Origin of the sequence: Pseudomonas bohemica (assembly GCF_002934685.1) — a bacterium.
In the GTDB taxonomy this organism is placed as follows: domain Bacteria; phylum Pseudomonadota; class Gammaproteobacteria; order Pseudomonadales; family Pseudomonadaceae; genus Aquipseudomonas; species Aquipseudomonas bohemica.
Map to the genome: position 1 here is coordinate 60,387 of NZ_NKHL01000106.1, position 21,074 is coordinate 81,460.

Annotated in this window: 23 protein-coding genes and 1 other RNA gene; 12 read left to right on the forward strand and 12 right to left on the reverse strand. The window is 59.9% G+C overall.

Annotation, left to right across the window (positions count from 1 at the left end):
- Positions 1-84: 84 nt before the first annotated feature.
- A complete protein-coding gene (locus CE491_RS12925) occupies positions 85-1,869 on the forward strand; it encodes a GspE/PulE family protein (RefSeq protein ID WP_110948743.1) in 1,785 nt (594 codons plus the stop codon).
- A gap of 120 nt (positions 1,870-1,989) precedes the next feature.
- On the opposite strand, the gene CE491_RS12930 is transcribed toward CE491_RS12925, so the two are convergent.
- Together CE491_RS12930 and CE491_RS12935 are read right to left on the reverse strand one after the other, a co-directional pair.
- On the reverse strand, positions 1,990-3,036 hold the full coding sequence (locus tag CE491_RS12930; protein ID WP_110948744.1) for an L-idonate 5-dehydrogenase: 1,047 nt from the start codon (positions 3,034-3,036) through the stop codon (positions 1,990-1,992).
- Positions 3,037-3,050: 14 nt separating this feature from the next.
- A complete protein-coding gene (locus CE491_RS12935; RefSeq protein WP_110948818.1) occupies positions 3,051-3,821 on the reverse strand; it encodes a glucose 1-dehydrogenase in 771 nt (256 codons plus the stop codon).
- Positions 3,822-3,980: 159 nt separating this feature from the next.
- Between CE491_RS12935 and CE491_RS12940 the strand changes: the two genes are divergently transcribed.
- The 4 genes from CE491_RS12940 (at position 3,981) to CE491_RS12955 (ending at position 6,891) form a co-directional block, all read left to right on the forward strand.
- Entirely contained in the window at positions 3,981-4,862 is an 882-nt protein-coding gene (locus tag CE491_RS12940; RefSeq protein WP_110948745.1) for a LysR family transcriptional regulator, read from the forward strand.
- A gap of 86 nt (positions 4,863-4,948) precedes the next feature.
- On the forward strand, positions 4,949-5,902 hold the full coding sequence (locus CE491_RS12945) for an SPFH domain-containing protein (protein WP_110948746.1): 954 nt from the start codon (positions 4,949-4,951) through the stop codon (positions 5,900-5,902).
- A 3-nt stretch (positions 5,903-5,905) separates the two neighbouring features.
- Positions 5,906-6,352 (forward strand): NfeD family protein, encoded by a 447-nt coding sequence (locus tag CE491_RS12950; RefSeq protein ID WP_110948747.1) that lies wholly within the window; start codon positions 5,906-5,908, stop codon positions 6,350-6,352.
- Positions 6,353-6,573: 221 nt separating this feature from the next.
- A complete protein-coding gene (locus tag CE491_RS12955; protein ID WP_110948748.1) occupies positions 6,574-6,891 on the forward strand; it encodes a DUF2388 domain-containing protein in 318 nt (105 codons plus the stop codon).
- A gap of 107 nt (positions 6,892-6,998) precedes the next feature.
- Here the strand turns inward: CE491_RS12955 and gcvH are convergent, their stop codons facing one another.
- The 8 genes from gcvH to CE491_RS12995 form a co-directional block, all read right to left on the reverse strand.
- A complete protein-coding gene (gene gcvH / locus CE491_RS12960; protein ID WP_110948749.1) occupies positions 6,999-7,382 on the reverse strand; it encodes a glycine cleavage system protein GcvH in 384 nt (127 codons plus the stop codon).
- Between the two features lie 54 nt (positions 7,383-7,436).
- Positions 7,437-8,519 (reverse strand): glycine cleavage system aminomethyltransferase GcvT, encoded by a 1,083-nt coding sequence (gene gcvT, locus CE491_RS12965; RefSeq protein ID WP_110948819.1) that lies wholly within the window; start codon positions 8,517-8,519, stop codon positions 7,437-7,439.
- 330 nt (positions 8,520-8,849) lie between these two features.
- The gene (locus CE491_RS12970) at positions 8,850-10,466 is read right to left on the reverse strand and encodes an ABC transporter permease (RefSeq protein WP_110948750.1); all 1,617 of its coding nucleotides are present in this window, start codon (positions 10,464-10,466) and stop codon (positions 8,850-8,852) included.
- 134 nt (positions 10,467-10,600) lie between these two features.
- The gene (locus CE491_RS12975) at positions 10,601-11,602 is read right to left on the reverse strand and encodes an extracellular solute-binding protein (RefSeq protein WP_110948751.1); all 1,002 of its coding nucleotides are present in this window, start codon (positions 11,600-11,602) and stop codon (positions 10,601-10,603) included.
- 251 nt (positions 11,603-11,853) lie between these two features.
- The gene (locus tag CE491_RS12980) at positions 11,854-13,074 is read right to left on the reverse strand and encodes a 2-octaprenyl-3-methyl-6-methoxy-1,4-benzoquinol hydroxylase (RefSeq protein WP_110948752.1); all 1,221 of its coding nucleotides are present in this window, start codon (positions 13,072-13,074) and stop codon (positions 11,854-11,856) included.
- A 49-nt stretch (positions 13,075-13,123) separates the two neighbouring features.
- The gene (gene ubiH / locus CE491_RS12985; protein WP_110948753.1) at positions 13,124-14,311 is read right to left on the reverse strand and encodes a 2-octaprenyl-6-methoxyphenyl hydroxylase; all 1,188 of its coding nucleotides are present in this window, start codon (positions 14,309-14,311) and stop codon (positions 13,124-13,126) included.
- The gene (gene pepP / locus CE491_RS12990; protein WP_110948754.1) at positions 14,308-15,642 is read right to left on the reverse strand and encodes a Xaa-Pro aminopeptidase; all 1,335 of its coding nucleotides are present in this window, start codon (positions 15,640-15,642) and stop codon (positions 14,308-14,310) included. Before pepP ends, ubiH begins: the two co-directional genes overlap by 4 nt.
- Before the next feature lie 79 nt (positions 15,643-15,721).
- Positions 15,722-16,273 carry a YecA/YgfB family protein gene (locus CE491_RS12995; RefSeq protein WP_110948755.1) on the reverse strand — a complete coding sequence of 184 codons (552 nt, stop codon included), beginning with the start codon at positions 16,271-16,273 and terminating at the stop codon, positions 15,722-15,724.
- Positions 16,274-16,423: 150 nt separating this feature from the next.
- Between CE491_RS12995 and CE491_RS13000 the strand changes: the two genes are divergently transcribed.
- The 4 genes from CE491_RS13000 to CE491_RS13015 all read left to right on the forward strand — a co-directional run bounded on the left by CE491_RS13000 (position 16,424) and on the right by CE491_RS13015 (position 17,883).
- Entirely contained in the window at positions 16,424-16,633 is a 210-nt protein-coding gene (locus CE491_RS13000) for a TIGR02449 family protein (protein ID WP_110948756.1), read from the forward strand.
- Positions 16,630-16,947 carry a cell division protein ZapA gene (locus CE491_RS13005; RefSeq protein WP_110948757.1) on the forward strand — a complete coding sequence of 106 codons (318 nt, stop codon included), beginning with the start codon at positions 16,630-16,632 and terminating at the stop codon, positions 16,945-16,947. Before CE491_RS13000 ends, CE491_RS13005 begins: the two co-directional genes overlap by 4 nt.
- Before the next feature lie 31 nt (positions 16,948-16,978).
- Positions 16,979-17,157, forward strand: a non-coding RNA gene (ssrS, locus tag CE491_RS13010) — 6S RNA.
- A gap of 99 nt (positions 17,158-17,256) precedes the next feature.
- Positions 17,257-17,883, forward strand: a complete 627-nt coding sequence (locus tag CE491_RS13015) for a 5-formyltetrahydrofolate cyclo-ligase (RefSeq protein ID WP_110948758.1) — start codon at positions 17,257-17,259, stop codon at positions 17,881-17,883.
- Between the two features lie 156 nt (positions 17,884-18,039).
- Here the strand turns inward: CE491_RS13015 and CE491_RS13020 are convergent, their stop codons facing one another.
- Positions 18,040-18,228 carry a hypothetical protein gene (locus CE491_RS13020; protein WP_199885095.1) on the reverse strand — a complete coding sequence of 63 codons (189 nt, stop codon included), beginning with the start codon at positions 18,226-18,228 and terminating at the stop codon, positions 18,040-18,042.
- 156 nt (positions 18,229-18,384) lie between these two features.
- On the opposite strand from CE491_RS13020, the gene CE491_RS13025 reads away from it, so the two are divergent.
- Positions 18,385-18,834 (forward strand): EVE domain-containing protein, encoded by a 450-nt coding sequence (locus tag CE491_RS13025; protein WP_110948760.1) that lies wholly within the window; start codon positions 18,385-18,387, stop codon positions 18,832-18,834.
- A 109-nt stretch (positions 18,835-18,943) separates the two neighbouring features.
- Here the strand turns inward: CE491_RS13025 and CE491_RS13030 are convergent, their stop codons facing one another.
- Positions 18,944-19,354 carry a flagellar basal body-associated protein FliL gene (locus CE491_RS13030; protein WP_110948761.1) on the reverse strand — a complete coding sequence of 137 codons (411 nt, stop codon included), beginning with the start codon at positions 19,352-19,354 and terminating at the stop codon, positions 18,944-18,946.
- Positions 19,355-19,489: 135 nt separating this feature from the next.
- On the opposite strand from CE491_RS13030, the gene CE491_RS13035 reads away from it, so the two are divergent.
- Together CE491_RS13035 and CE491_RS13040 are read left to right on the forward strand one after the other, a co-directional pair.
- Entirely contained in the window at positions 19,490-20,467 is a 978-nt protein-coding gene (locus CE491_RS13035) for an NADPH:quinone oxidoreductase family protein (protein ID WP_110948762.1), read from the forward strand.
- A 39-nt stretch (positions 20,468-20,506) separates the two neighbouring features.
- Positions 20,507-21,040 (forward strand): hypothetical protein, encoded by a 534-nt coding sequence (locus CE491_RS13040; protein ID WP_110948763.1) that lies wholly within the window; start codon positions 20,507-20,509, stop codon positions 21,038-21,040.
- Positions 21,041-21,074: the final 34 nt, after the last annotated feature.

Genomic DNA, 21,074 nt, shown 5'->3' on the forward strand with positions numbered 1-21,074 from the left:
ACTACCTGCAGGACGCAACAACTGGCACGCTTGGGACTACTCTTGCTATCTACGAAGCAAGCCGTCTCGTCCAAAGGAGCCCGCATGTCCGTCCTTGCCTCATCTTCTCAGGACCGCTGGCTGGATCTGAATGAAGTGCTGCGCGATCTGGTCGCGCAGGGATACCTCGACCAGGATAATGCCGAATACGCACTGACCTTACGCCGTGCTGGGCAGAATCTGCAGACCCATCCGCTGGAATTCGTCGCTGCGCAGCAGTTCGACAACCTCAAGCGTGCGGGCAAGACGCTCGATCTGGAAACCCTCACCGCCTGGCTGGCCGAACAGGCCGGTCAGCCCTACTTGCGCATTGACCCGTTGAAGATCAACGTGGCCGCCGTCACGCCTTTGATGTCCTACGCCTTCGCCCAACGCCACAAGATCCTGGCCGTCGCCGCGGATCGCGAATGCGTGACCATCGCCAGTGCCCAGCCCTACGTGAAGGCGTGGGAAGCGGATCTGACGCATGTGCTGAAAATGCCGATCAAGCGTGTAGTCGCCAACCCGGTCGATGTGCAGAAACTGGCCGTCGAGTTTTATCGGCTGGCGAAATCGGTCAGTGGCGCCAGTGCGACTGATCAAAAAGTGAGCAACCTGGGTAACTTCGAACAGTTGCTCAAGCTCGGCGCCAGCGACCAGGAACCGGACGCTAACGATGCGCACATCGTCAATATCGTCGACTGGCTGTTCCAATACGCCTATCAACAGCGCGCCAGCGATATTCACATCGAACCTCGCCGTGAGGCCGGGACCGTACGTTTTCGCATCGACGGCGTGCTGCACAACGTCTACCAGTTTCCGCCACAGGTGACGATGGCGGTGACCAGCCGCCTGAAGAGTCTGGGGCGGATGAACGTGGCCGAGAAACGCAAACCGCAGGATGGCCGGGTCAAGACCAAGACACCCGATGGCGGCGAAGTGGAATTGCGCTTGTCGACGTTGCCTACGGCATTCGGCGAAAAGATGGTGATGCGGATCTTCGACCCGGAAGTGCTCCTAAAGGACTTCGATCAACTGGGCTTTTCCGGTGACGACCTGCGTCGCTGGGAAGGCATGACCCACCAGCCCAACGGCATCATTCTGGTCACCGGGCCGACCGGTTCCGGCAAGACCACCACGCTGTACACCACGCTAAAGAAGCTGGCGACCTCGGAGGTCAATCTGTGCACCATCGAGGACCCGATCGAGATGGTCGAGCCTGCGTTCAATCAGATGCAGGTTCAGCACAACATCGACCTGTCCTTTGCCAGCGGCGTACGCGCCCTGATGCGGCAGGACCCGGACATCATCATGATCGGCGAGATTCGCGACCTGGAAACCGCTGAAATGGCGATTCAGGCTGCGCTCACCGGTCACCTCGTACTTTCAACGCTGCACACCAACGATGCGCCGAGCGCCATCAGCCGTCTGCTGGAACTGGGGGTGCCGCATTACCTGCTTAAGGCGACGATTCTGGGCGTGATGGCACAGCGTCTGGTGCGTACGTTGTGCCCGCACTGCAAAGCCCCAGTGGAGATCGATGAGGTCGACTGGCAAACCCTGACCCGGCCCTGGCAGGCACCTGTGCCGAGCGGTGCGCAGCGGGCGGTCGGTTGCGCGGAGTGTCGCGACACCGGCTATCGCGGACGCGCGGGGGTGTATGAAATCATGCTGATGTCCGATGCGGTGAAAACCCTGATCACTGCGGATCTGGATCTCACGGCGTTACGGCGCCAGGGCTTCAAGGACGGCATGCGCAGCCTGCGCTTGTCCGGCGCGCAGAAGGTCGCGGCGGGTTTGACCACGATCGAGGAAGTGCTGCGGGTGACGCCGCAGAGTGAGCAGCGGTAGATCACACCGCCGATCGACGGTAGGAGCGCGCTTGCCCGCGATTGCGTTGTGCCAGGCGATGAAATCGTTTCTGACTCACCGCAATCGCGAGCACGCGCGCGTCTACAGGTTGTTTACCCATTACTCCTTCACCCCAAAATCCAGGACCACTTTCATCGCCTGCTGCTTGTCCCCCGCCAACTCAAACGCCTGCACGGCTTGGTTGAACGCGATGGTGTGGGAAATAACCGGCGTGACATCGACGACTTTGCGATTGAGCAGATCCACCGCCTGCGCGAACTCCGAATGAAAGCGGAAGGTGCCGCGCAGATCGATCTCCTTGCCGACCACCAGATTCAACGGAATCGACACGTCGCCGCCCAACCCGACCGTCACCACCATGCCCCGAGGCCGCACGCAGGTCAGGCCGTCTCGCAGCGCCTGAGCGCTTCCGGATGCTTCGAACATCACATCGAAATGACCTTTGTCTGCGGTATATCGCGCCAGTGCCTCGGGCTCGTCCTTGAGGTTGTGCGTTTCGCTGGCGCCCATGCGGCGAGCACAGGCCAAGGCGCTGTCGCTGAGGTCCGTGGCGACGATTTGCAACGCACCGGCCGCCCGCAGGCTGCCGATCAGCAGATTGCCAATCGGGCCACATCCGGTGACCAACACGCGCTTGCCGAACACCCCGCCGGCGCGCTGAATCGCGTGCAACCCGACCGATAGAGGCTCGGCCAGCGCGCCCTCCGCCAACGTAGTGGCGGGCGCCAGAATATGCGCCTGGCTGCCGTCGATCACCAGGGTTTTGCGGAAGGCGCCCTGAATGTGCGGAAACGGCATTGCACTGCCGTAAAAGCGCATGTTCAGGCAATGATTGGGCAAACCTTCGTGACAGTATCTGCAGTCGCCACATGGCCGCGACGGCGAAACGGAAATACGCTGACCTACGCTAAAAGCGCTCTGTGAATCGCCCACTTCATCGATCACCGCCGAGATTTCATGACCGAGCACCATCGGCTCTTTCAGGCGCACAGCCCCGAAACCGCCGTGCTGATAGTAATGCAGATCAGAACCGCAGATCCCGCCTCGGGCAACCCTTACACGCAACTGGCCAGGCGTTAGCGCAAGCGCTTGCTCTTCAGCTTCTACGCGCAGGTCTTTGGGGGCATGGCAGACAATGGCTTGCATATGAACTCTCCGGATTACAACGACGCCGTGATGGCGCCATCGACGTAAAGAATGTGACCGTTGACGAAGCTTGCGGCATCGGAAGCCAGGAACACCGCAGCCCCCGCCAGCTCCGACACTTCGCCCCAACGACGGCTCGGCGTGCGCTGCACCAGCCAGTCGCTGAACTCAGGATTGGCGACCAGCGCCGCGTTCAGCTCGGTCTTGAAGTAACCCGGCCCGATCCCGTTGACGTTCAGGCCATGCGGCCCCCAGTCGATCGCCATGCCCTTGGTCAGCATCTTCAGCGCGCCCTTGCTTGCGGCGTAGGGCGCAATGTTTGGCCTGCCCAGCTCGCTCTGTACCGAGCAAATGTTGATGATGCGCCCGCGACCACGGGGGATCATGCAGCGGGCCACGGCCTGACCGACGAAGAAGGCGCTGTCCAGGTTGGTGCTCATCAGCTCGTGCCAGTTGGCTTCAGTGAACTCGGCCAACGGCGCGCGACGTTGAATGCCGGCGTTGTTGACCAGAATTTCCAGCGGACCAATGCGGGTTTCGATGTCCTGAATCGCGGCGTTGACCGCTGCGCTGTCGGTCACGTCGAACGACTGAGTGTGGACGTCGTGGCCCTGCGCTGCCAGAGCTGCAGCGGCTGACTGCAAGGTGTCGATATTGCGCCCGTTCAGGACGACCCGCGCACCCGCCTCGGCCAGACCGCGTGCAATGGCCAGACCGATACCAGCACTTGAGCCGCTAATCAGTGCAGTTCTTCCGTCGAGCCGAAAGCTTTCCAGGACAGCCATGTTGTATTCCTCTTGTTCGACCAATCTAGGATCATGCATTGTGATGAATCGCTTAAGAACTCATCATTTAGCAGTCCATACTTCAACGTCGGCTCGGTTCCGGTCCAATGGTCATTACTGATCTGCTGATCACGAAATCTGATAACCAGTGGAGCGTTCATGGAACTCAAACACTTGAGGGCCTTTGTCACCCTTGCCGAGGAGCTGCATTTCGGTCGCGCAGCGCAGCGCCTGGCCATCGTGCAGCCCGCCCTGAGCATGCAGATCAAGGCGCTCGAGGACTGGCTTGGGGTTCGCCTGTTCGATCGCAATCGGCATTCGGTAACGCTCACGGAGGTGGGTCGGCTGTTTCTCGACCAAGCACGTGCCACATTGCACCAGGCACAGCGCTCGGCTGATGTGGCGCGGAGCCTGGGGCGTGGGGAAACCGGCCGAATCCGTCTGGGATTTGTGTCATCGGTGCTGCCGGAATTACTGCCAACGCTGATCCGGCAGGCGCATCAGCTTTATCCCGGCATTGAGCTCGAGCTCAAGGACATGCCGGGGCCGGATCAGGTGCTGGCCCTTAAAAGCGGACAGCTGGATTTTGGCTTGATGCGCCTGCCCGCTCCTCATGCCGGGGTGCAGACTCAGGTCGTGCTGCATGAATCGATCATCGTCGCGTTGCCCGCTGACCACCCGTTGGCCGCGCTGCCGATGATCCAGGTGCAAGCCTTGTCGCACCAGCCTGTGCTGATGCTCGCCCGACGTTATGCAGCGGGGTTTCATGACGGGCTGCTGCGGGCGATTGCCGATCAGGGCGGCAAGCTCGATGTGGCGGATGAACTGGGCGAGTTCACCACCATGCTGGCGCTGGTTTCGGCGGGGCTGGGCATCGGCCTGCTGCCCCACCACGCGGGCCGCGCGCTGCCGCCTAACGTGGTGTCGCGCCCGCTGCAGCTCGGGGATTACCGCGCCGTCACTGGCTTGGCCTGGACCTCGCTGGACACGGCGGTGAAGACCACGATCTTCAACCTCATGCGCGAGCTATTCTTCGGCTGATACAAGAAATATTTCCAGAGCGGAGTGCGGGACCGTACTCCTCGCCGACTCATCTACTCATCAATCGCAATCAACAGGGACAGGTTATGCAAATCGGTAGTGTGGTTTTACTGTTCGTCGCGCTGGCCATCGCCATCGTGTTCATGGGCTTCAAGGTCGTGCCCCAGGGTTATCAATGGACCGTCGAGCGCTTCGGGCGGTACACCAACACCCTCAAGCCGGGCCTGAACATCATCGTGCCGGTGGTGGACCGCATCGGGCACAAGATCAACATGATGGAAACCGTGCTGGATATTCCGCCGCAGGAAGTCATCACCTCCGACAATGCCACGGTGCAGATCGACGCGGTCTGTTTCTATCAGGTAGTCAATTGCGCCCAGGCCGCCTACGAGGTAAACAACCTGCAGCACGCTATCCGTAACTTGCTGCAGACCAATATCCGTACCGTGCTCGGCTCCATGGAACTGGACGCCATGCTCAGCCAGCGCGACGGCATCAACGAACGCTTGCTGCGCATTGTCGACGAAGCCACGGCGCCTTGGGGCATCAAGATCACGCGCATCGAGATCAAGGACATCAGTCCGCCCGCCGACCTGATGGCGGCCATGTCCGGGCAGATGAAAGCCGAGCGGATCAAACGCGCCCAGATTCTTGAAGCAGAGGGGCTGCGAGCGTCGGCCATTCTCACCGCCGAAGGCAAGAAACAGGCGCAGATTCTCGAAGCGGAAGGCGAACGCCAGGCTGCATTTCTGGAGTCCGAAGCACGTGAGCGCCAGGCCGAAGCCGAGGCCCGCGCGACCCAGGTGGTGTCCGAAGCGATCGCTGCCGGTGATGTACAGGCCATCAACTATTTCGTCGCGCAAAAGTACATCGATGCAGTCGGCAAACTGGCGTCAGCCAACAACAGCAAGGTCATCCTGATGCCGCTGGAGGCCAGCCAGATGATCGGTGCCATCGGCGGCATCGGCGAGATCGTCAAGGCGACTTTCGACAAGGGGAGTCTCGACAAGAGCAGGCCCGACACCGGCAAGCGAGTCTGAGCCATGTGGGAATACCTGCAAGATCTGTCGTTCTGGGACTGGCTGGGGCTCGGCACAGTGCTGCTGATTCTGGAAGTCTTTGGTGCAGGCGGTTATCTGCTGTGGATCGGCGTGGCGGCTGCGGGGGTTGGCATTCTCACGTACATCATCCCGGCGATGAGCTGGGAGGTGCAGTTCCTGCTGTTTGCCGTGCTTTCGGTGCTCACGGCGCTGTATTGGTGGCGACGCCAGCGCAGTGTGCTGCGCAAGTCCGACCAGCCGGGCCTCAACATGCGTGGCTCGGAGCTGATTGGCAGGACGTTCGTCGTGCATGACGCCATCGTCAGCGGCCGCGGCAAGATCAAGGTGGGTGATGGCGTGTGGATGGTCGTAGGGCCTGATACTCCGGCCGGGGATCAGGTGAGAGTGATCGCGCAGGAGGGCGCGATTTTGAAGGTTGAGGTGGTGTGATCACCAACGGTGACGCGGATCGGGAACGTTCCGCGGTGGCGCTACAAACTCGGTCGCAGCATGGCTTGCCAGCGGTGACGTCCTTCAGATCGCTACCGCCGCCAAGCCGTGTTGCGGATGTGCCTTGCGAAGCCCACAGGGCTTCAGCTCGAGATATGGAACTAGATCACGGCCGGGCGTATCAAACCGTTTCAGAACAACCAAAGTCGGAGTGCCCTGCCATGCGTCTAAAACTTGCTGTAGCCACGTTAGCTCTGCTTTCCCTGCCGGTCGGTTCAGCAATGGCTGACGGCTTCCTGCGCGACGTTCTTTCGTCCGGCGCAACCACGGGTTCGACCTACCTCACTTTCCGGCATCACAAACTGATCGTTGCAGCGCAGGACGATGCAGGTAGCTTCGTTGCCAGCAACGGCGTCATTCGCGGCCCGTATCTGGAAGCGGCCATGAATCAGCTTCGTCAGGACAACCCAGGCTTGAACGCTTCGGACATGGATCTGGCCAACGCAATTCTCGCAAAAAATCTCGTTGCCGAGCAGTAACACCCTCTAGGAGCGAGTTTGCCCGCGATGGCGATTCATCCGTCACCATCGCGGTTAGATCCAACGCTATCGCGGGCAAGCGCTCCTACAAGCGTTGCGTCACCTGCTTATTCGCCTATCGCAGCCTTGTAGCCAGCAGCATCCAGCAGACTGGCCAGATCGCCATCAGCATTGCTCGCCTTGACCTTGAAGATCCACGACTCGTAAGGCTTGTTGTTCAGCGCTTCAGGCGCATCGCCCAGTGCTTCGTTCACCTCGACAACCTCACCGGCCACCGGGGAGTAGATGTCGGAGGCAGCCTTTACTGACTCGACCACGCCCGCTGCATCACCGGCCGCGAACACTTTGCCGATTTCAGGCAACTCGACGAATACCACATCGCCCAGCGCTTCCTGCGCATGATCGGAAATACCGACAACGATCAGATCGCCATCTTTCTTCGCCCACTCGTGGCTTTCGGCAAAACGCAGTTCGGCGGGAATGTCGCTCATAATTTTTATCCTCTCTACTTCATCAGGTCAGCGGAAAAACCCGCCAGGGAGTTATTAAATCAGGGCCTTGCCGTGACGCACGAACGTCGGCTGAACCACTCGAACCGGGTACCACTTGCCGCGGATTTCGACTTCGGCACGGTCGGCCGTCGCGATCGGAACACGCGCCAGGGCAATCGACTTGCTTAGCGTAGGAGAGAAACTACCACTGGTGATCTCTCCTTCGCCAACTTCCGCTATTCGGACGACCTGATGTGCACGCAAAACCCCGCGCTCCTCAAGGACAAGCCCTACAAGCTTCGAGTTGACGCCTCTTGACCGCTCCGCCTCCAGCGCAGCACGGCCGATGAAATCGCGCTCTTGCGGCGCCCATGCGATGGTCCAGCCCATGTTGGAGATCAACGGTGAAACCTGCTCGTCGATTTCCTGCCCGAACAAGTTCATGCCTGCCTCCAGACGCAGCGTATCGCGCGCACCCAGGCCAATCGGCGAGATGCCGGCACCCACCATGTCGTTGAAGAAGCTGCAGGCCTGATCGCTCGGCAGGATAATTTCCAGCCCGTCTTCACCGGTATAGCCGGTGCGGGCAATGAACCAGTCGCCTTCCTGCTGTCCTTCGAAGGCTCGCAAAGTGTGGATAAGTTCGGCGCGGGCCTGGGTCACGAGTTCAGCGATTTTCTGGCGGGCGTGTGGCCCCTGGATGGCCAGCATGGCCAACTCGGAGCGGTGAGTCAGCTGCACGTCGAAGCCGGAAAGGTGGGCGTTCATCCAGGCCAGGTCCTTGGCGCCTGTGGCCGCGTTGACCACCAGTCGATAACCCTCGTCGGTGAGGTAGACGATCATGTCGTCGACGATCCCGCCCTGGGCGTCGAGCATCGCGCTGTAAAGCGCACGCCCGGTTTGCTGCAGCCTGCCGACGTCGTTCGCCAGCAGATATTGCAACCAGGGCTTGGCCTGGCTGCCTGAAACGTCGAGCACATGCATGTGCGACACGTCGAAAATTCCACAGTCGCGGCGCACCTGATGATGCTCTTCGACCTGTGATCCGTAGTGCAACGGCATATCCCAACCACCAAAATCGACCAGCTTCGCGCCGAGCGCGAGGTGCAAGTCAAAGAGCGGCGTACGCTGTCCCATGGGTTTCTCCTTCCGGGCCAGGAATGTGAAAACTACTGCGGGCTGGGCACCTTCGGCGTTACGCACGTATTGCTGCGTTAGAAACAGGCGAAAAATGCTCATTTAGAACACCTGGAGTCGAACGCGCCCCCGGCGCTTTTCGCCTGTTTTGCCTTGTATTACCTTCGCTCGCTACGTTTTCATACCCCTGGGGCGTGGCGAAGACGTGATCGTCAAAAACAACGGCAAATCCTCCGTAACTTGGGGTCTGGAACCTTTGTAATTTGCAGAATTGTCTGACAGACCGCGTCGATTGCGGCGCATTGTAGCCGCAAGGTTGTGACCCCGCACCTAGCCGATCGGTCTGGCCGAGCGTCTGATCAGGCCAATTACCGGTAGCAAACCGACCATCACCAGCGTCAGCGCTGGTAAAGCGGCTCTCGCCCACTCACCTTCGCTGGTCATTTCGAAGATGCGCACGGCGAGCGTGTCCCAGCCAAACGGGCGCATCAGCAAGGTGGCGGGCATTTCCTTGAGCACATCGACAAACACAAGCAACGCTGCGCTCAAGGTGCCGGGGATCAATAGCGGCAAATAAATCTTGAAAAACAAACGTGGCCCACTGACACCCAGACTGCGTGCCGCCTCGGGCAATGACGGGCGAATTCGCGACAGGCTGTTCTCCAATGGCCCGTAGGCAACGGCGATGAAGCGCACCAGATAGGCCAGCACCAGCGCGGCCAGGCTCCCAAGCAACAACGGTTTGCCCGCGCCGCCGAGCCAGCTGGACAACGGCACCACCAGCTCACGATCCAGATAACTGAACGCCAGCATGATCGACACCGCCAGCACAGAACCCGGCAGCGCATAGCCGATATTGGCCAGGTTCACACCCGACCGGATGGCGCGGGTGGGCGCAAGAAGACGGGCGAACACCAGAATCATCGCCACGCCGACCGTAACCAACGCCGCGATGCCCCCCAGATACAAGGTATGCAGAATGAGGCCCGTATAGCGATCATCCAGATCGAATCGCCCGCGTTGCCAGACCCAGACGATCAGTTGCAGCATCGGCACCACGAATGCACAGGCAAAGACCAGCCCGCACGCGGTACTGGCCGCAATCGCCTTGAGTCCGCCCAGGTGATACAGCGCTTTGGCCCGCGGCCGCTCGTTGCTCGCACGACTGGCACCCCGGGCACGACGCTCGCCGTACAGCACCAGCATGACTGCCAACAGCAGCAGGCTGGCCAGCTGGGCTGCGCTCGACAGACTGAAGAAGCCGTACCACGTCTTGTAGATAGCGGTAGTGAAAGTATCGAAGTTGAAGACTGCAACAGCGCCGAAATCGGCCAGGGTTTCCATCAAAGCGAGTGCGACGCCAGCACCAATCGCAGGCCTGGCCATCGGCAGCGCGACCCGCCAGAACGCCTGCCACGGCGACTGCCCGAGAATCCGCGCGGCTTCCATCAAGCCTTTGCCCTGAGCGAGAAAAGCGGTGCGCGCCAGCAGGTAAACGTAGGGATAGAACACCAGCACCAGAACGATGATCACTCCGCCAGTCGAGCGCACCCGGGGAAAGCGGATGCCACTGCCAAACCACTCCCGCATGAGAGTTTGCAAGGGGCCGGCGAAATCAAGCAGGCCGACGAAGACGAAGGCCAGGACATAGGCAGGAATGGCGAACGGCAGCATCAGCGCCCAGTCGAGCCAGCGCCTGCCGGGGAACTCACACAAGGCCGTGAGCCAGGCAAGGCTCACGCCCAGCAGCGTCACCCCGATACCGACGCCGATCGCCAGCGTAAGGGTGTTGCCCAGCAAGCGGGGCATCTGGGTTTCCCAGAGGTGCGACCAGATTTCGTGGTCGATGGTTTGCCAGGACAGCAGCAGGACGCTCAGGGGCAGGAGCACCAATGCCACGATGGTGAAGACCAGGGGATACCAGCGGCGCTGGGCAGGATGGGCCAAGTGGGATTCTCAAATGTCGGTGGCTTCAGTAGGAGCGCGCTTGCCCGCGATGCGGTGTATCAGATACGAATTCGCTATCTGGCTACCGCAACCGCGGGCAAGCGCGCGCCTACAGACAGGCGGCGTGTTTTAGATCAATTCCAACCCGCACGATCCATCATGCGAATCGCCTCGGCCTGGCGCCGTCCAGCGACCTCGACAGGGATGGTGTCGGCCTTGAACTCGCCCCAGCTCGCAACTTCTTCAGACGGCGCGACCTTCGGGTTAGCCGGGAATTCCTGGTTGGTGCCGGAGAAGATCGTCTGCGCTTGCGGCCCGGTCATCCATTCCACCAGCGCTTTGGCCGCATCGGCGTGGGGCGCGTATTTGGTCAGGCCGATGCCCGACAGGTTCACGTGTACGCCGCGATCGGACTGGTTCGGCCAGAACAGACGCACGGCCAGATCAGGGTTCTGCTTGTGCAGACGGCCGAAGTAATAGGTGTTGACGATCCCAACGTCGCACTGCCCGGCGTTGATTGCTTCGAGCACTGCAATGTCATCGGAGAACACGTCCGTGGACAGGTTGTTGACCCAACCCTTGAGGATCTTCTCCGATGCTTCGGCGCCGTGGGTTTCGATGAGCGTGGCGGTCAGCGACTGGTTGTAGACCTTCTTCGCGGTCCGCAGGCACAGACGCCCTTCCCATTGCTTGTCAGCCAATGCCTCGTAGGTCGTCAGATCTTCGGGTTTGACCCGGTCGGTGGAATACGCAATGGTCCGCGCACGCAGGCTCAGCCCGGTCCAGCTGTGAGTCGAGGAGCGATATTGCACCGGGATGTTTTCATCGATAACCGGCGAGGTGAATGGCTGGAGGATGCCCATCTGCTCGGCCTGCCAGAGGTTTCCGGCATCGACGGTAAGCAGCAGGTCAGCGGTGGCGTTCTGACCCTCGGCCTTGATGCGCTGCATCAACGGCGCTTCCTTGTCGGTGATGAACTTCACCTTCACGCCGGTCTTGGCGGTATAGGCATCGAATACCGGCTTGATCAGCTCGTCGATCCGGGAGGAATACACCACCACTTCATCAGCGGCCTGGGCGGTGCTGCCGAGCACGGTCAATGCCAGGGCAGCCAGAAGACGCTTGCTCGCCTGCATGCTGATTTCTCGTCTTGGGAAAATGAGGCGAAATGGTAGTGAATCGCATCTGGCATCTCAACCGAAGTCCAGATTGAGCAGTTACCAGATGTTGCAAGGGGCCAAACCTGGGAATTTACTGAAGAAATGCCGAAAATTGCAGGAGCGCGCTTGCCCGCGGTGTCAGGGAACAGATTGGTTCCTGACACATCGCCATCGCGGGCAAACGTGCTCTTACATGGGATTCGGTTTCAAGTCCGGACTGCGCCGTGTCAGAGCTTCGCCAACTCCGGCAAATCCCCAGTCAACCCCAGCGCCTGACGCACGAATATCGCCTTGGCCTCGGCCGATTGATCGACCATCTTCAAACCGGTATTGCGCACCCAGCGCAGCGGCAGCGGATCGGCCTGGAACAACCGTTCGAAGCCTTCCATTGCCGCCATCAATGCCAGATTGTGCGGCATGCGGCGTCGTTCGTAGCGGCTGAGGACCTTCTCGTCAGCAATACGCTCGCCGCGCTCGATCGCGCCCTGCAGCACCTCGGCCAGAACCGCCGCATCCAGAAAGCCCAGATTCACGCCCTGGCCCGCCAATGGGTGAATGGTATGCGCTGCATCGCCGATCAGCGCCAGACCCTCGGCCACATAACGCTTGGCATGACGCTGACGCAACGGCACGCACAGGCGCGGATCGGCGGAAATCACCTGACCAAGGCAGCCTTCGAACGCGTTCTCAAGCTCGCGACAGAATGCCTCGTCCTGCAGCTTCATCAATCGCTCGGACTCGGCAGGCGTCACCGACCAGACGATCGAACACCAATGCTCCCCTTCTCGATCAAGGGGCAAAAACGCCAGCGGACCTTCATCGGTAAACCGCTGCCAGGCGGTCTTGCGGTGGGATTGGTTCGTGCGCACGCTGGTAACGATGGCGTGGTGCATGTAGTCCCATTCGCGCGTCGCAGTGCCAGTCATCCGTCGAACCGTGGAATTTGCCCCATCTGCGGCGACCACCAGGGGCGCGCGCAGGGTGCGGCCGTCGGACAGCGTCAACAGCCAGTCATCCCCGGAATGTCTTATCTGCTCGAGACGCGCGTTGGCCAGCAGGCCGATATCAGAGTCGTGCAAACGCTCGATCAAGGCATCCTGAACCACACGATTTTCGACAATGTGGCCGAGCACCTGAGCGTGCACACTGGATGCCGAGAAATGCACCTTGCCCGTGCCGCTACCATCCCACACATGCATCTCCCCGTAAGGGCTGACGCGTCGCGAAACGATGCCGTCCCAGACGTTCAAACGCTCGAGAATGCGCTGACTGGCCGCGGACAGGGCACTGACTCGCGGCTCGAACGGCGCGGCCCGGTCGAACGGTTTGACGCTCAACGGGCTGCCGTCGACCACGAGGATATTCAGCCCCCTGTTTTGCAGCGCCAACGCGAGTGCGCTTCCGACCATTCCGGCCCCGACAATCAGCAGATCTGCGCGCGTTTCCATGCTTTAAATCGTTCTCGCGGGTGGCATCGGCCACAGATGGAGGAAGGGGTTAGACATCGGCTCGTGTTCCCAGCCCCATGGCCTGACGGGCAAACCAGCTCTTGGCCGATGGCAGCAGATCCAGACCCAACAAGCCGATATTGCGGCCCGCCGTGATCACCGGTTGCTGGCTGCCGAACAGCCGCGTGACCTGATCGGAAAAGCCCACTGTAAGCTTCTGGTCCAGATACTGGCGATCGCGATAAGCCTGCAAAATCGCCAGATCTCCGGGCGCGGCATCGCTGGCGAGCAGGGCTTCAGCCAGCGACGCGGCATCGCGCAGGGAGAGGTTGAAGCCCTGTCCGGCAATTGGATGCAGGCTATGCGCCGCGTTACCCAGCACGACCAGATGCGAGCGCACTTGCTCCTCGGCCTGGATCAGCGACAACGGATAGGTATGTCGAGCGCCGACCTGTTTCAGCGCGCCAAGGCGATAGCCGAATACATTCTGCAATTCGTTGAGAAAGCTGCGATCGTCCAGCGCCAGCAGGCGCTTCACTTCGTCTGCCTTGCGGGTCCAGACCAGCGCACAGCGATTTTCCGGCAGCGGCAGCAGCGCCATCGGGCCTTCTTCGGTGAAGCGCTCAAAGGCCTGGCCGCCGTGAGCCTCACCCGGCGTGATGTTGGCGATCAACGCGCTCTGATCGTACGGCGTGGCCCGCACGCTGATGCCCAATTGTTCGCGCAGACTTGAGCGCCCGCCGTCGGCGAGCACCGCCAGGTCGCAGTCCAGTTGAGTTTCATCGTTCAGAGTGAGGCGATAGCCGTCGGGCAGCGCTTGCATCTGTTTGACTTCAGCCGGCACGCGCCAACTGATCACGTCTTTATCCAGCGCTTGCCACAGGCATTGGCCGAGCCAGGCGTTCTCTGCCACGTAGCCCAGGGCAGGGACGCCTTCCTGCATCGCCGATAAGCGCGCCGCGCCGAAGCGGCCTTTGTCGGATACGTGAATCTCGCGAATGGGCTCGGCCCGGCGACTGATCTGCTGCCACAACCCAAGACGTTCGTAAATCTGCCGCGCGCCGAAAGACAGCGCCGACGAGCGTGCGTCGTAACTGGGCTGCCAGGTATCGCCCGGAGCGAAGGGCTCAATCATGACGATCTTCCAGCCCCGCTCCCTGGCCCCGGCCTGCAACGCCAGCGCCAGACTCGCGCCGACCAGCCCGCCCCCAACAATTGCCAGATTGAAGCGGCTCATGCGGCTTCGGTACGCGCAGCGGCCATCAGGCCCTCGATGTCAGCGACGGATTTGGGCACGCCACCGGTGAGAATCTCACAGCCTTTTTTGGTCACCACGACATCGTCCTCGATTCGCACACCGATCCCGCGCCATTTCTTCGCGACGTTCAGATTGTCCGGCGAGACGTAAATTCCGGGTTCGACGGTCAACGCCATGCCGACCTCCAGCACCCGCCATTCGCCGCCGACTTTGTATTCGCCGACGTCGTGCACATCCATGCCCAGCCAGTGCCCGGCGCGGTGCATGTAGAAAGCTTTGTACGCCTCACTGGCGATCAGTTCATCGACATCGCCCTGCAGCAGACCCAGCTCCACCAATCCGGCGGTGATCACCTGCACCGTGGCCTCATGGGCCTGGTTCCAGTGATTGCCCGGTTTGATCGCTGCAAAGGCCGCTTCCTGGGACTTGAGCACCACCTCGTAGATCGCCTTCTGTTCTGCCGAAAACTTCCCGTTGACCGGGAACGTGCGGGTGATATCGCTGGCATAGCAGTCGATCTCGCAACCGGCATCGATCAGTACCAGATCGCCACCCTTCAACGGCGCGTCGTTTTCCTGATAGTGCAGGATGCAGGCGTTACGGCCCGCCGCGACGATAGAACCGTAGGCAGGCATCTTCGCCCCCCCCTTGCGGAATTCGTAATCCAGCTCGGCTTCCAGGCTGAATTCGTACAACCCGGCGCGACTGGCCTGCATCGCTCGAACATGAGCGCGCGCGGAGATCTGTGCCGCTTCGCGCATCACCTTTATTTCCGCCGCCGATTTATACAGGCGCATGTCGTGCAGCAAGTGATCCAGAGCAACGAACTCTTTCGGCGGTTGCGCGCCCAGGTGCGCCTTGGAGCGAATGACGTTGATCCACTCCATGGCGTGCCGGTCGAACTCGGGGTTGCTGCCCATCGACGAATAGACCCGGTCACGACCTTCGATCAGGCCCGGCAAAATGTCGTCGATATCGGTAATCGGAAACGCGTCGTCAGCGCCGAAATCGCGGATGGCGCCGTCCTGTCCAGCGCGCAGGCCATCCCACAGCTCGCGCTCCGGATTGCGCTCGCGGCAAAACAGCACGTACTCGCCGTATTCACGGCCAGGAATCAGCACGATCACCGCTTCAGGCTCGGGGAAACCACTCAGGTATTGGAAATCGCTGTCCTGGCGGTACACATGTTCGACATCACGATTTCGAATGGCCACAGCGGCTGCCGGAAGGATGGCGATGCTGTTGGGCTCCATCTGCTCCATCAAGGCTTTGCGACGACGAGCGTATTCGGCTTTCGGGATATGGATCATGGGCAAGTGCGGTCCTCCGGATTGGCGGTCCGGTCATCGACGCACGCAGGCAATGATGACCGGACGGCAGCGATGGTGATCAGTGCAAAGACGGTTTCGCTTCAGGTTCCGCTTTCTTGTTGAACTCGGTGAACAACAGCAACGGCGCGACGCGCAGGTATTCCATAACTTCCATATAGTCACTCTCGCCGTCTTCGGATTCTTCCAGGGCGTCCTGAATCTGGGCGATGGCTGCGAGGTCCTGCAACACGTCCCTGGCATCTTCGCTCAGCGACTGGCCACCAACCCGGGCGAACCCGTTTAGGAAACCCTGGCACCATTGGCCCATCGCGGCTGTACGGGCAGTCAGCGGTTCATCGTCACCGGGCAACAGCAGCACGACGGCCATGTCGTCACCGGTCAGCTCGTTTTTGACCATTTCCTGCAGGCCGATCAATGCCTGGCGGACATTGGCCTCAGGTTCTGTTTCCAGCAGCAGGAGCGCATCGGCGATCCAGTCATCGGCGTCGAAGCCTGCGCCGGCGCAGCTGCGGCCCAGCAACAGGCCCTGCAGCTCGGCAGGAGAGACGGGATGACCGCTGCTGTTGAGCAGGGTAGCGAATGCGTTGTACGGGGAATTCTGATTAGGCATGGGCAACTAGGCGCCAAGCGGCGCAATGTCTAGAATGAAGGCCTTGTATCGTAGCACCGGCAGACGCGCCCAAGCTATCCAGGCGATATTGAAGGCAGTTCCTGAGGCCAGCACCTGCACCACTCATCAGAAAATAATCAGTGGAAAACGATGGAAGACAACGATCTGCAAGCGCTGATGGCTCGACTGGAGTTATTGATCCATCGTGTCGAGCAACTAAAAAGTCAAAATGGACTCCTATTAGCTCAGGAAAAAACCTGGCGCGAGGAACGCGCTCACCTCATTGAAAAAAACGAAATCGCCCGGCAGAAGGTCGAGTCCATGATTTCGCGCCTCAAGGCCCTGGAGCAAGACTCATGAGTAATGGCAACAGCATCACCGTGCAAATCCTCGACAAAGAATATTCGATCATCTGCCCTCAGGAGGAGCGCACCAATCTGGTCAGCGCCGCACGTTACCTGGATGGCAAGATGCGCGAGATCCGCAGCAGCGGCAAAGTCATCGGCGCCGATCGAATCGCGGTCATGGCAGCGTTGAACATTACACACGACCTGCTGCACAAACAGGAGCTGCCTGAAACCCAGGCCAACGGCTCGACCCGTGAGCAGGTTCGTGACCTTCTCGACCGTGTGGACCTGGTCCTTGCCACGGATGAGCCTAAAGCACAAGGCTGATTGTTCGGACATGTTTCGGTATACTTGGCCCCGCTCCCTGGAGTGCTTGCCAGTCGGTCATGTCCCTGAGCCGATACGCACAACCACGGGGGTTGCACGTTGGGGTTGGTGTGCATGTCCGCTCGACGGAAAGCCTTAAAGCCTCCTGCAATCTCCACCTTGAACTTTCGGGTTCAAGGGCTACACCGACAGCGGTTCGTCGGGGAGTCTCGAATCTTCAACCCATTGCCAGGCGTCCTGTCTGGCGATGGGGGTCGTGAATCACACCTGATCGCACGATCCCTCTCCAAACCTCATGGACCCGCCTGCATGACCTCTTCTGGCGCTGCTTCCCTGAACGATCCTTCTTCGCTCTCCCGTCCTCAACTGCGTCGTCTTTTGCGCGCGGCCCGGCGCGCGCTCAATCGAGCCGAACAGCGACGGGCGGCACAGGGTCTGTATCGGCAACTGGCGCAAAATCCGCTTTTCCGACGTGCGCGGCACATTTCTCTGTACCTTCCGATGGACGGTGAAATCGATCCGCGCCTGCTTCTGGGTGAGGCCCAGCGTCGTGGAAAAGCGACGTATCTGCCGGTGCTCAGCGCGTGGCCGCGGACCAAGATGGTCTTTCAGCGGGTGCAACCGGGGGACAGATTCAGACCCAATCGCTTCCGCATTCCCGAACCTCGCTTCAACCCAAGGCAACAGCGCAAGATCTGGGCGCTGGACCTGATTCTGATGCCGCTGGTGGGGTTCGACGATCAAGGTGGCCGACTGGGCATGGGCGGCGGTTTCTATGATCGCAGCCTGGCCTATCAGGCACGCCGAAAAGGCTGGCAGAAACCCGTTTTACTGGGATTGGCTCACGAATGTCAGAAGGTCGCAAAGCTGGCCGTGGCCAGTTGGGATGTACCGTTGCAGGGAACGGTGTCGGACAAGCGTTGGTATCTGGCGTAGCTGGCGTGAGGTGCAGCTGATATTGCGGCTGATGGGGTCTCTGTGGGAGTGAGCTTTCTCACGAAGGCGTCACTGCATCCGTCGCGTCTACGACGCCTGGAAATCCGTTTTCATGAGCAAGCTCACTCCCACTGTTTGATCCAATCAGGCTATGACTTATCGGCGCCCTTGCGGCGACTGTTGCTGAGTGACTTCAATCGGTGCATCCGGCTTGGCGGCCCACAAACTTTGTGCGTAACCGGTGGTGACAATGCCCAAGCCGAACAAAATGACCAAAATCCAAAGTAAATCCGGCTTGCGTTGCATTGATTGCCCCCCTTTGGCAAACAAAAAGCTGACGTCCACGGCTTGTTTCTGTAGGCCGCGTAACGGTGTAACCCTTAAAATCCCGGCATTCTGCGATAACGTGAACTAACACGCAAATGCTGGCGTCAACCGACTGTCGGTTTGTCATAAAAGCGTAGGACAACCTGTCCATAACGCCTTCAGGAGCCCCGATACATGGCCTATTGGCTGATGAAATCCGAACCCGACGAGCTGTCTGTTACTGGCCTGCAAACGCTCGGCCAAGCCCGCTGGGACGGCGTTCGAAACTACCAGGCGCGCAACTTTCTACGTGCAATGGCCGTCGGTGACGAGTTCTTCTTTTATCACTCAAGTTGCGCGGAACCCGGAATCGCCGGCATCGGAAAAATCATCAAAGCCGCCTACCCCGATCCCACGGCGCTGGACAAGAAAAGCCACTACTTCGACGCCAAGGCCAGCCAGGAAAAGAATCCCTGGAGTGCCATCGATGTGGCATTCGTCGAAACCTTTCCCAAGGTCCTGAGCCTTGGCCACTTGAAGCAGCAGGCCGCACTCGAACAATTGCCGCTGGTGCAAAAAGGCAGCCGACTTTCAGTCATGCCGGTAACGCCCGAGCAATGGGCGGCCGTCCTGGCGCTACGTTGATCTTAACGACCGAAGCCATGTAGGAGCGCGCTTGCCCGCGATTGCAATCTGCCTGTGAGGCATTCTTTGAATGACACACTGCAACCGCGCTCCTACACGATCAGATGTATCACTGCGCAATAAAGTTGTTGAACAACAAATCCTCGACCACAGGCTTGCCAGTCTCCTGAGTCAACACCTGCTGCGTCTGCTTCAACGCTTCCTGACGCAATTTCTCTTTGGCGTCGACATTGCTCATGCTGTCGACCGTCTGCTGAGAGAACAGCGCCACCAGTTGATTACGAATCAGCGGCTCGTTCGCCTGGACCAGCTTCTGCGCTTCAGCACCGGTAACACGCAAGGCCACATCGGCTTTATAGACGTGCAGCTTGGGACTGCCATCCAGCGCGTAGTTACCCACGAACGGTGGCGTCAGCGCCACGTAGGACACCTTGTTCGGGTCGTCCTTCTCGCCGCCTTCTTCGGCCATTGCCACGACAGGCATCGACAAGGCCAACAACATCAGAATCCACGCTTTCACAGTCCACTCCTCAATCCGCTTCGCGCCATAGCTTACTTCAGCTTATGCACGCCTATCAGGCCGGGGCATGCTCATTGACCCCGCAACCTCTCTACCTACACTTATCGGCCATCACAGGAAAAGGAATAGCCCCCGATGAAAGCCGTGCTCTGCAAAGCCTTCGGCCCCGCCGACAATCTGGTGTTGGAAGACATTCCCGCACCGGAACCGAAGAAAAACGAAATCCTGCTGAACGTGCACGCCGCTGGGGTCAACTTCCCCGACACCCTCATCATCGAAGGCAAATACCAGTTCAAACCGCCCTTTCCGTTTTCACCAGGGGGCGAGGCGTCAGGCGTGATTGCGGCGCTAGGCGAAAAAGTCAGCCACCTGAAAATCGGTGATCGGGTCATGGCGCTCACCGGCTGGGGCAGCTTCGCCGAACAAATCGCCGTCGCCGGATACAACGTTCTGCCAATTCCCGAGGCAATGGACTTCACCACCGCCGCCGCTTTCAGCATGACCTATGGCACTTCCATGCACGCACTCAAACAGCGCGCCAACCTGCAACCTGGCGAAACCCTCCTGGTGCTCGGCGCCTCCGGCGGTGTTGGCTTGGCAGCAGTGGAAATCGGCAAAGCCATGGGTGCCCGCGTCATCGCCGCCGCTAGCAGTGCCGAGAAACTGCAAGTCGCCAAAAACGCCGGCGCCGACAACCTCATCAACTACAGCGAAACCAACCTCAAGGACGAACTCAAACGCCTCACCAACGGCAACGGCATCGACGTCATCTACGACCCCGTAGGCGGCGACCTATTCGACCAGGCCGTACGCTCCATCGCCTGGAACGGCCGATTCCTCGTCGTCGGCTTCGCCAGCGGCCGCATCCCCGAACTCCCGGTAAACCTCGCACTATTAAAAGGCGCATCGGTGATTGGCGTGTTCTGGGGTTCATTCGCACAGCGTCAGCCGCAGGACAACGCTGCAAACTTTCAGCAGTTGTTCAACTGGTTTGGTGAGGGGGAGTTGAAGCCTTTGGTGTCGAAGGTTTATCCGCTGGAACAGGCGGGAGAAGCGATTGATTCGTTGGGGCGGAGAAAGGCGGTCGGGAAGGTGGTGGTTGAGGTAAGGTGATTTGAGAATCATAAATAAAACCCCGCCGTGAGGCGCCGCTTGCGCCTTCAAGACAAACGCCGCCGGGAATGGGAGGCACGTCACCGGGCGGAAGCTGAACGGATCAAGGCAGAGGCTGCTGCGCAAGAGCAAGCAGATGCCCGAGCCAAAGCCATTGCACATGCCCAAGCGCAGGCGCATGCACAAGTCGAAGCTCAAGCCCGGCAAATGGCGCATGCTGCGGAGCAAGCCCGGGAAGCTGCGGAAGAAGCGAACGCAAGGGCTGACCGCGAACGAGCAGTAGCCGCTCATCGCGAAGCGTTAGAGTTACTTCCACAAGTCCAAGCAACTCAAAAGCAAGAGCTAGAGCGCAAGCACGCTAATGATTTAGCGGCACTGCCGAATTCATTGGCCGTGGAGACGCAACGAAGCTCGGTTCTAGAAAACTTGCGCGGCGCGGAGCTCCTCAACTCGATTCTGGAGGAAAAGGCTCGAATAAACTATTTGATTGCGCACAAGTCCCAGATATCTGAAAACCGGCATGAGAGAGCACTTCTATTTGTTGGAACTGACCCCCTCGAACTTACCAATTAACAATACAAAGCAATTCTAGGTTCAAGGAGCGTTA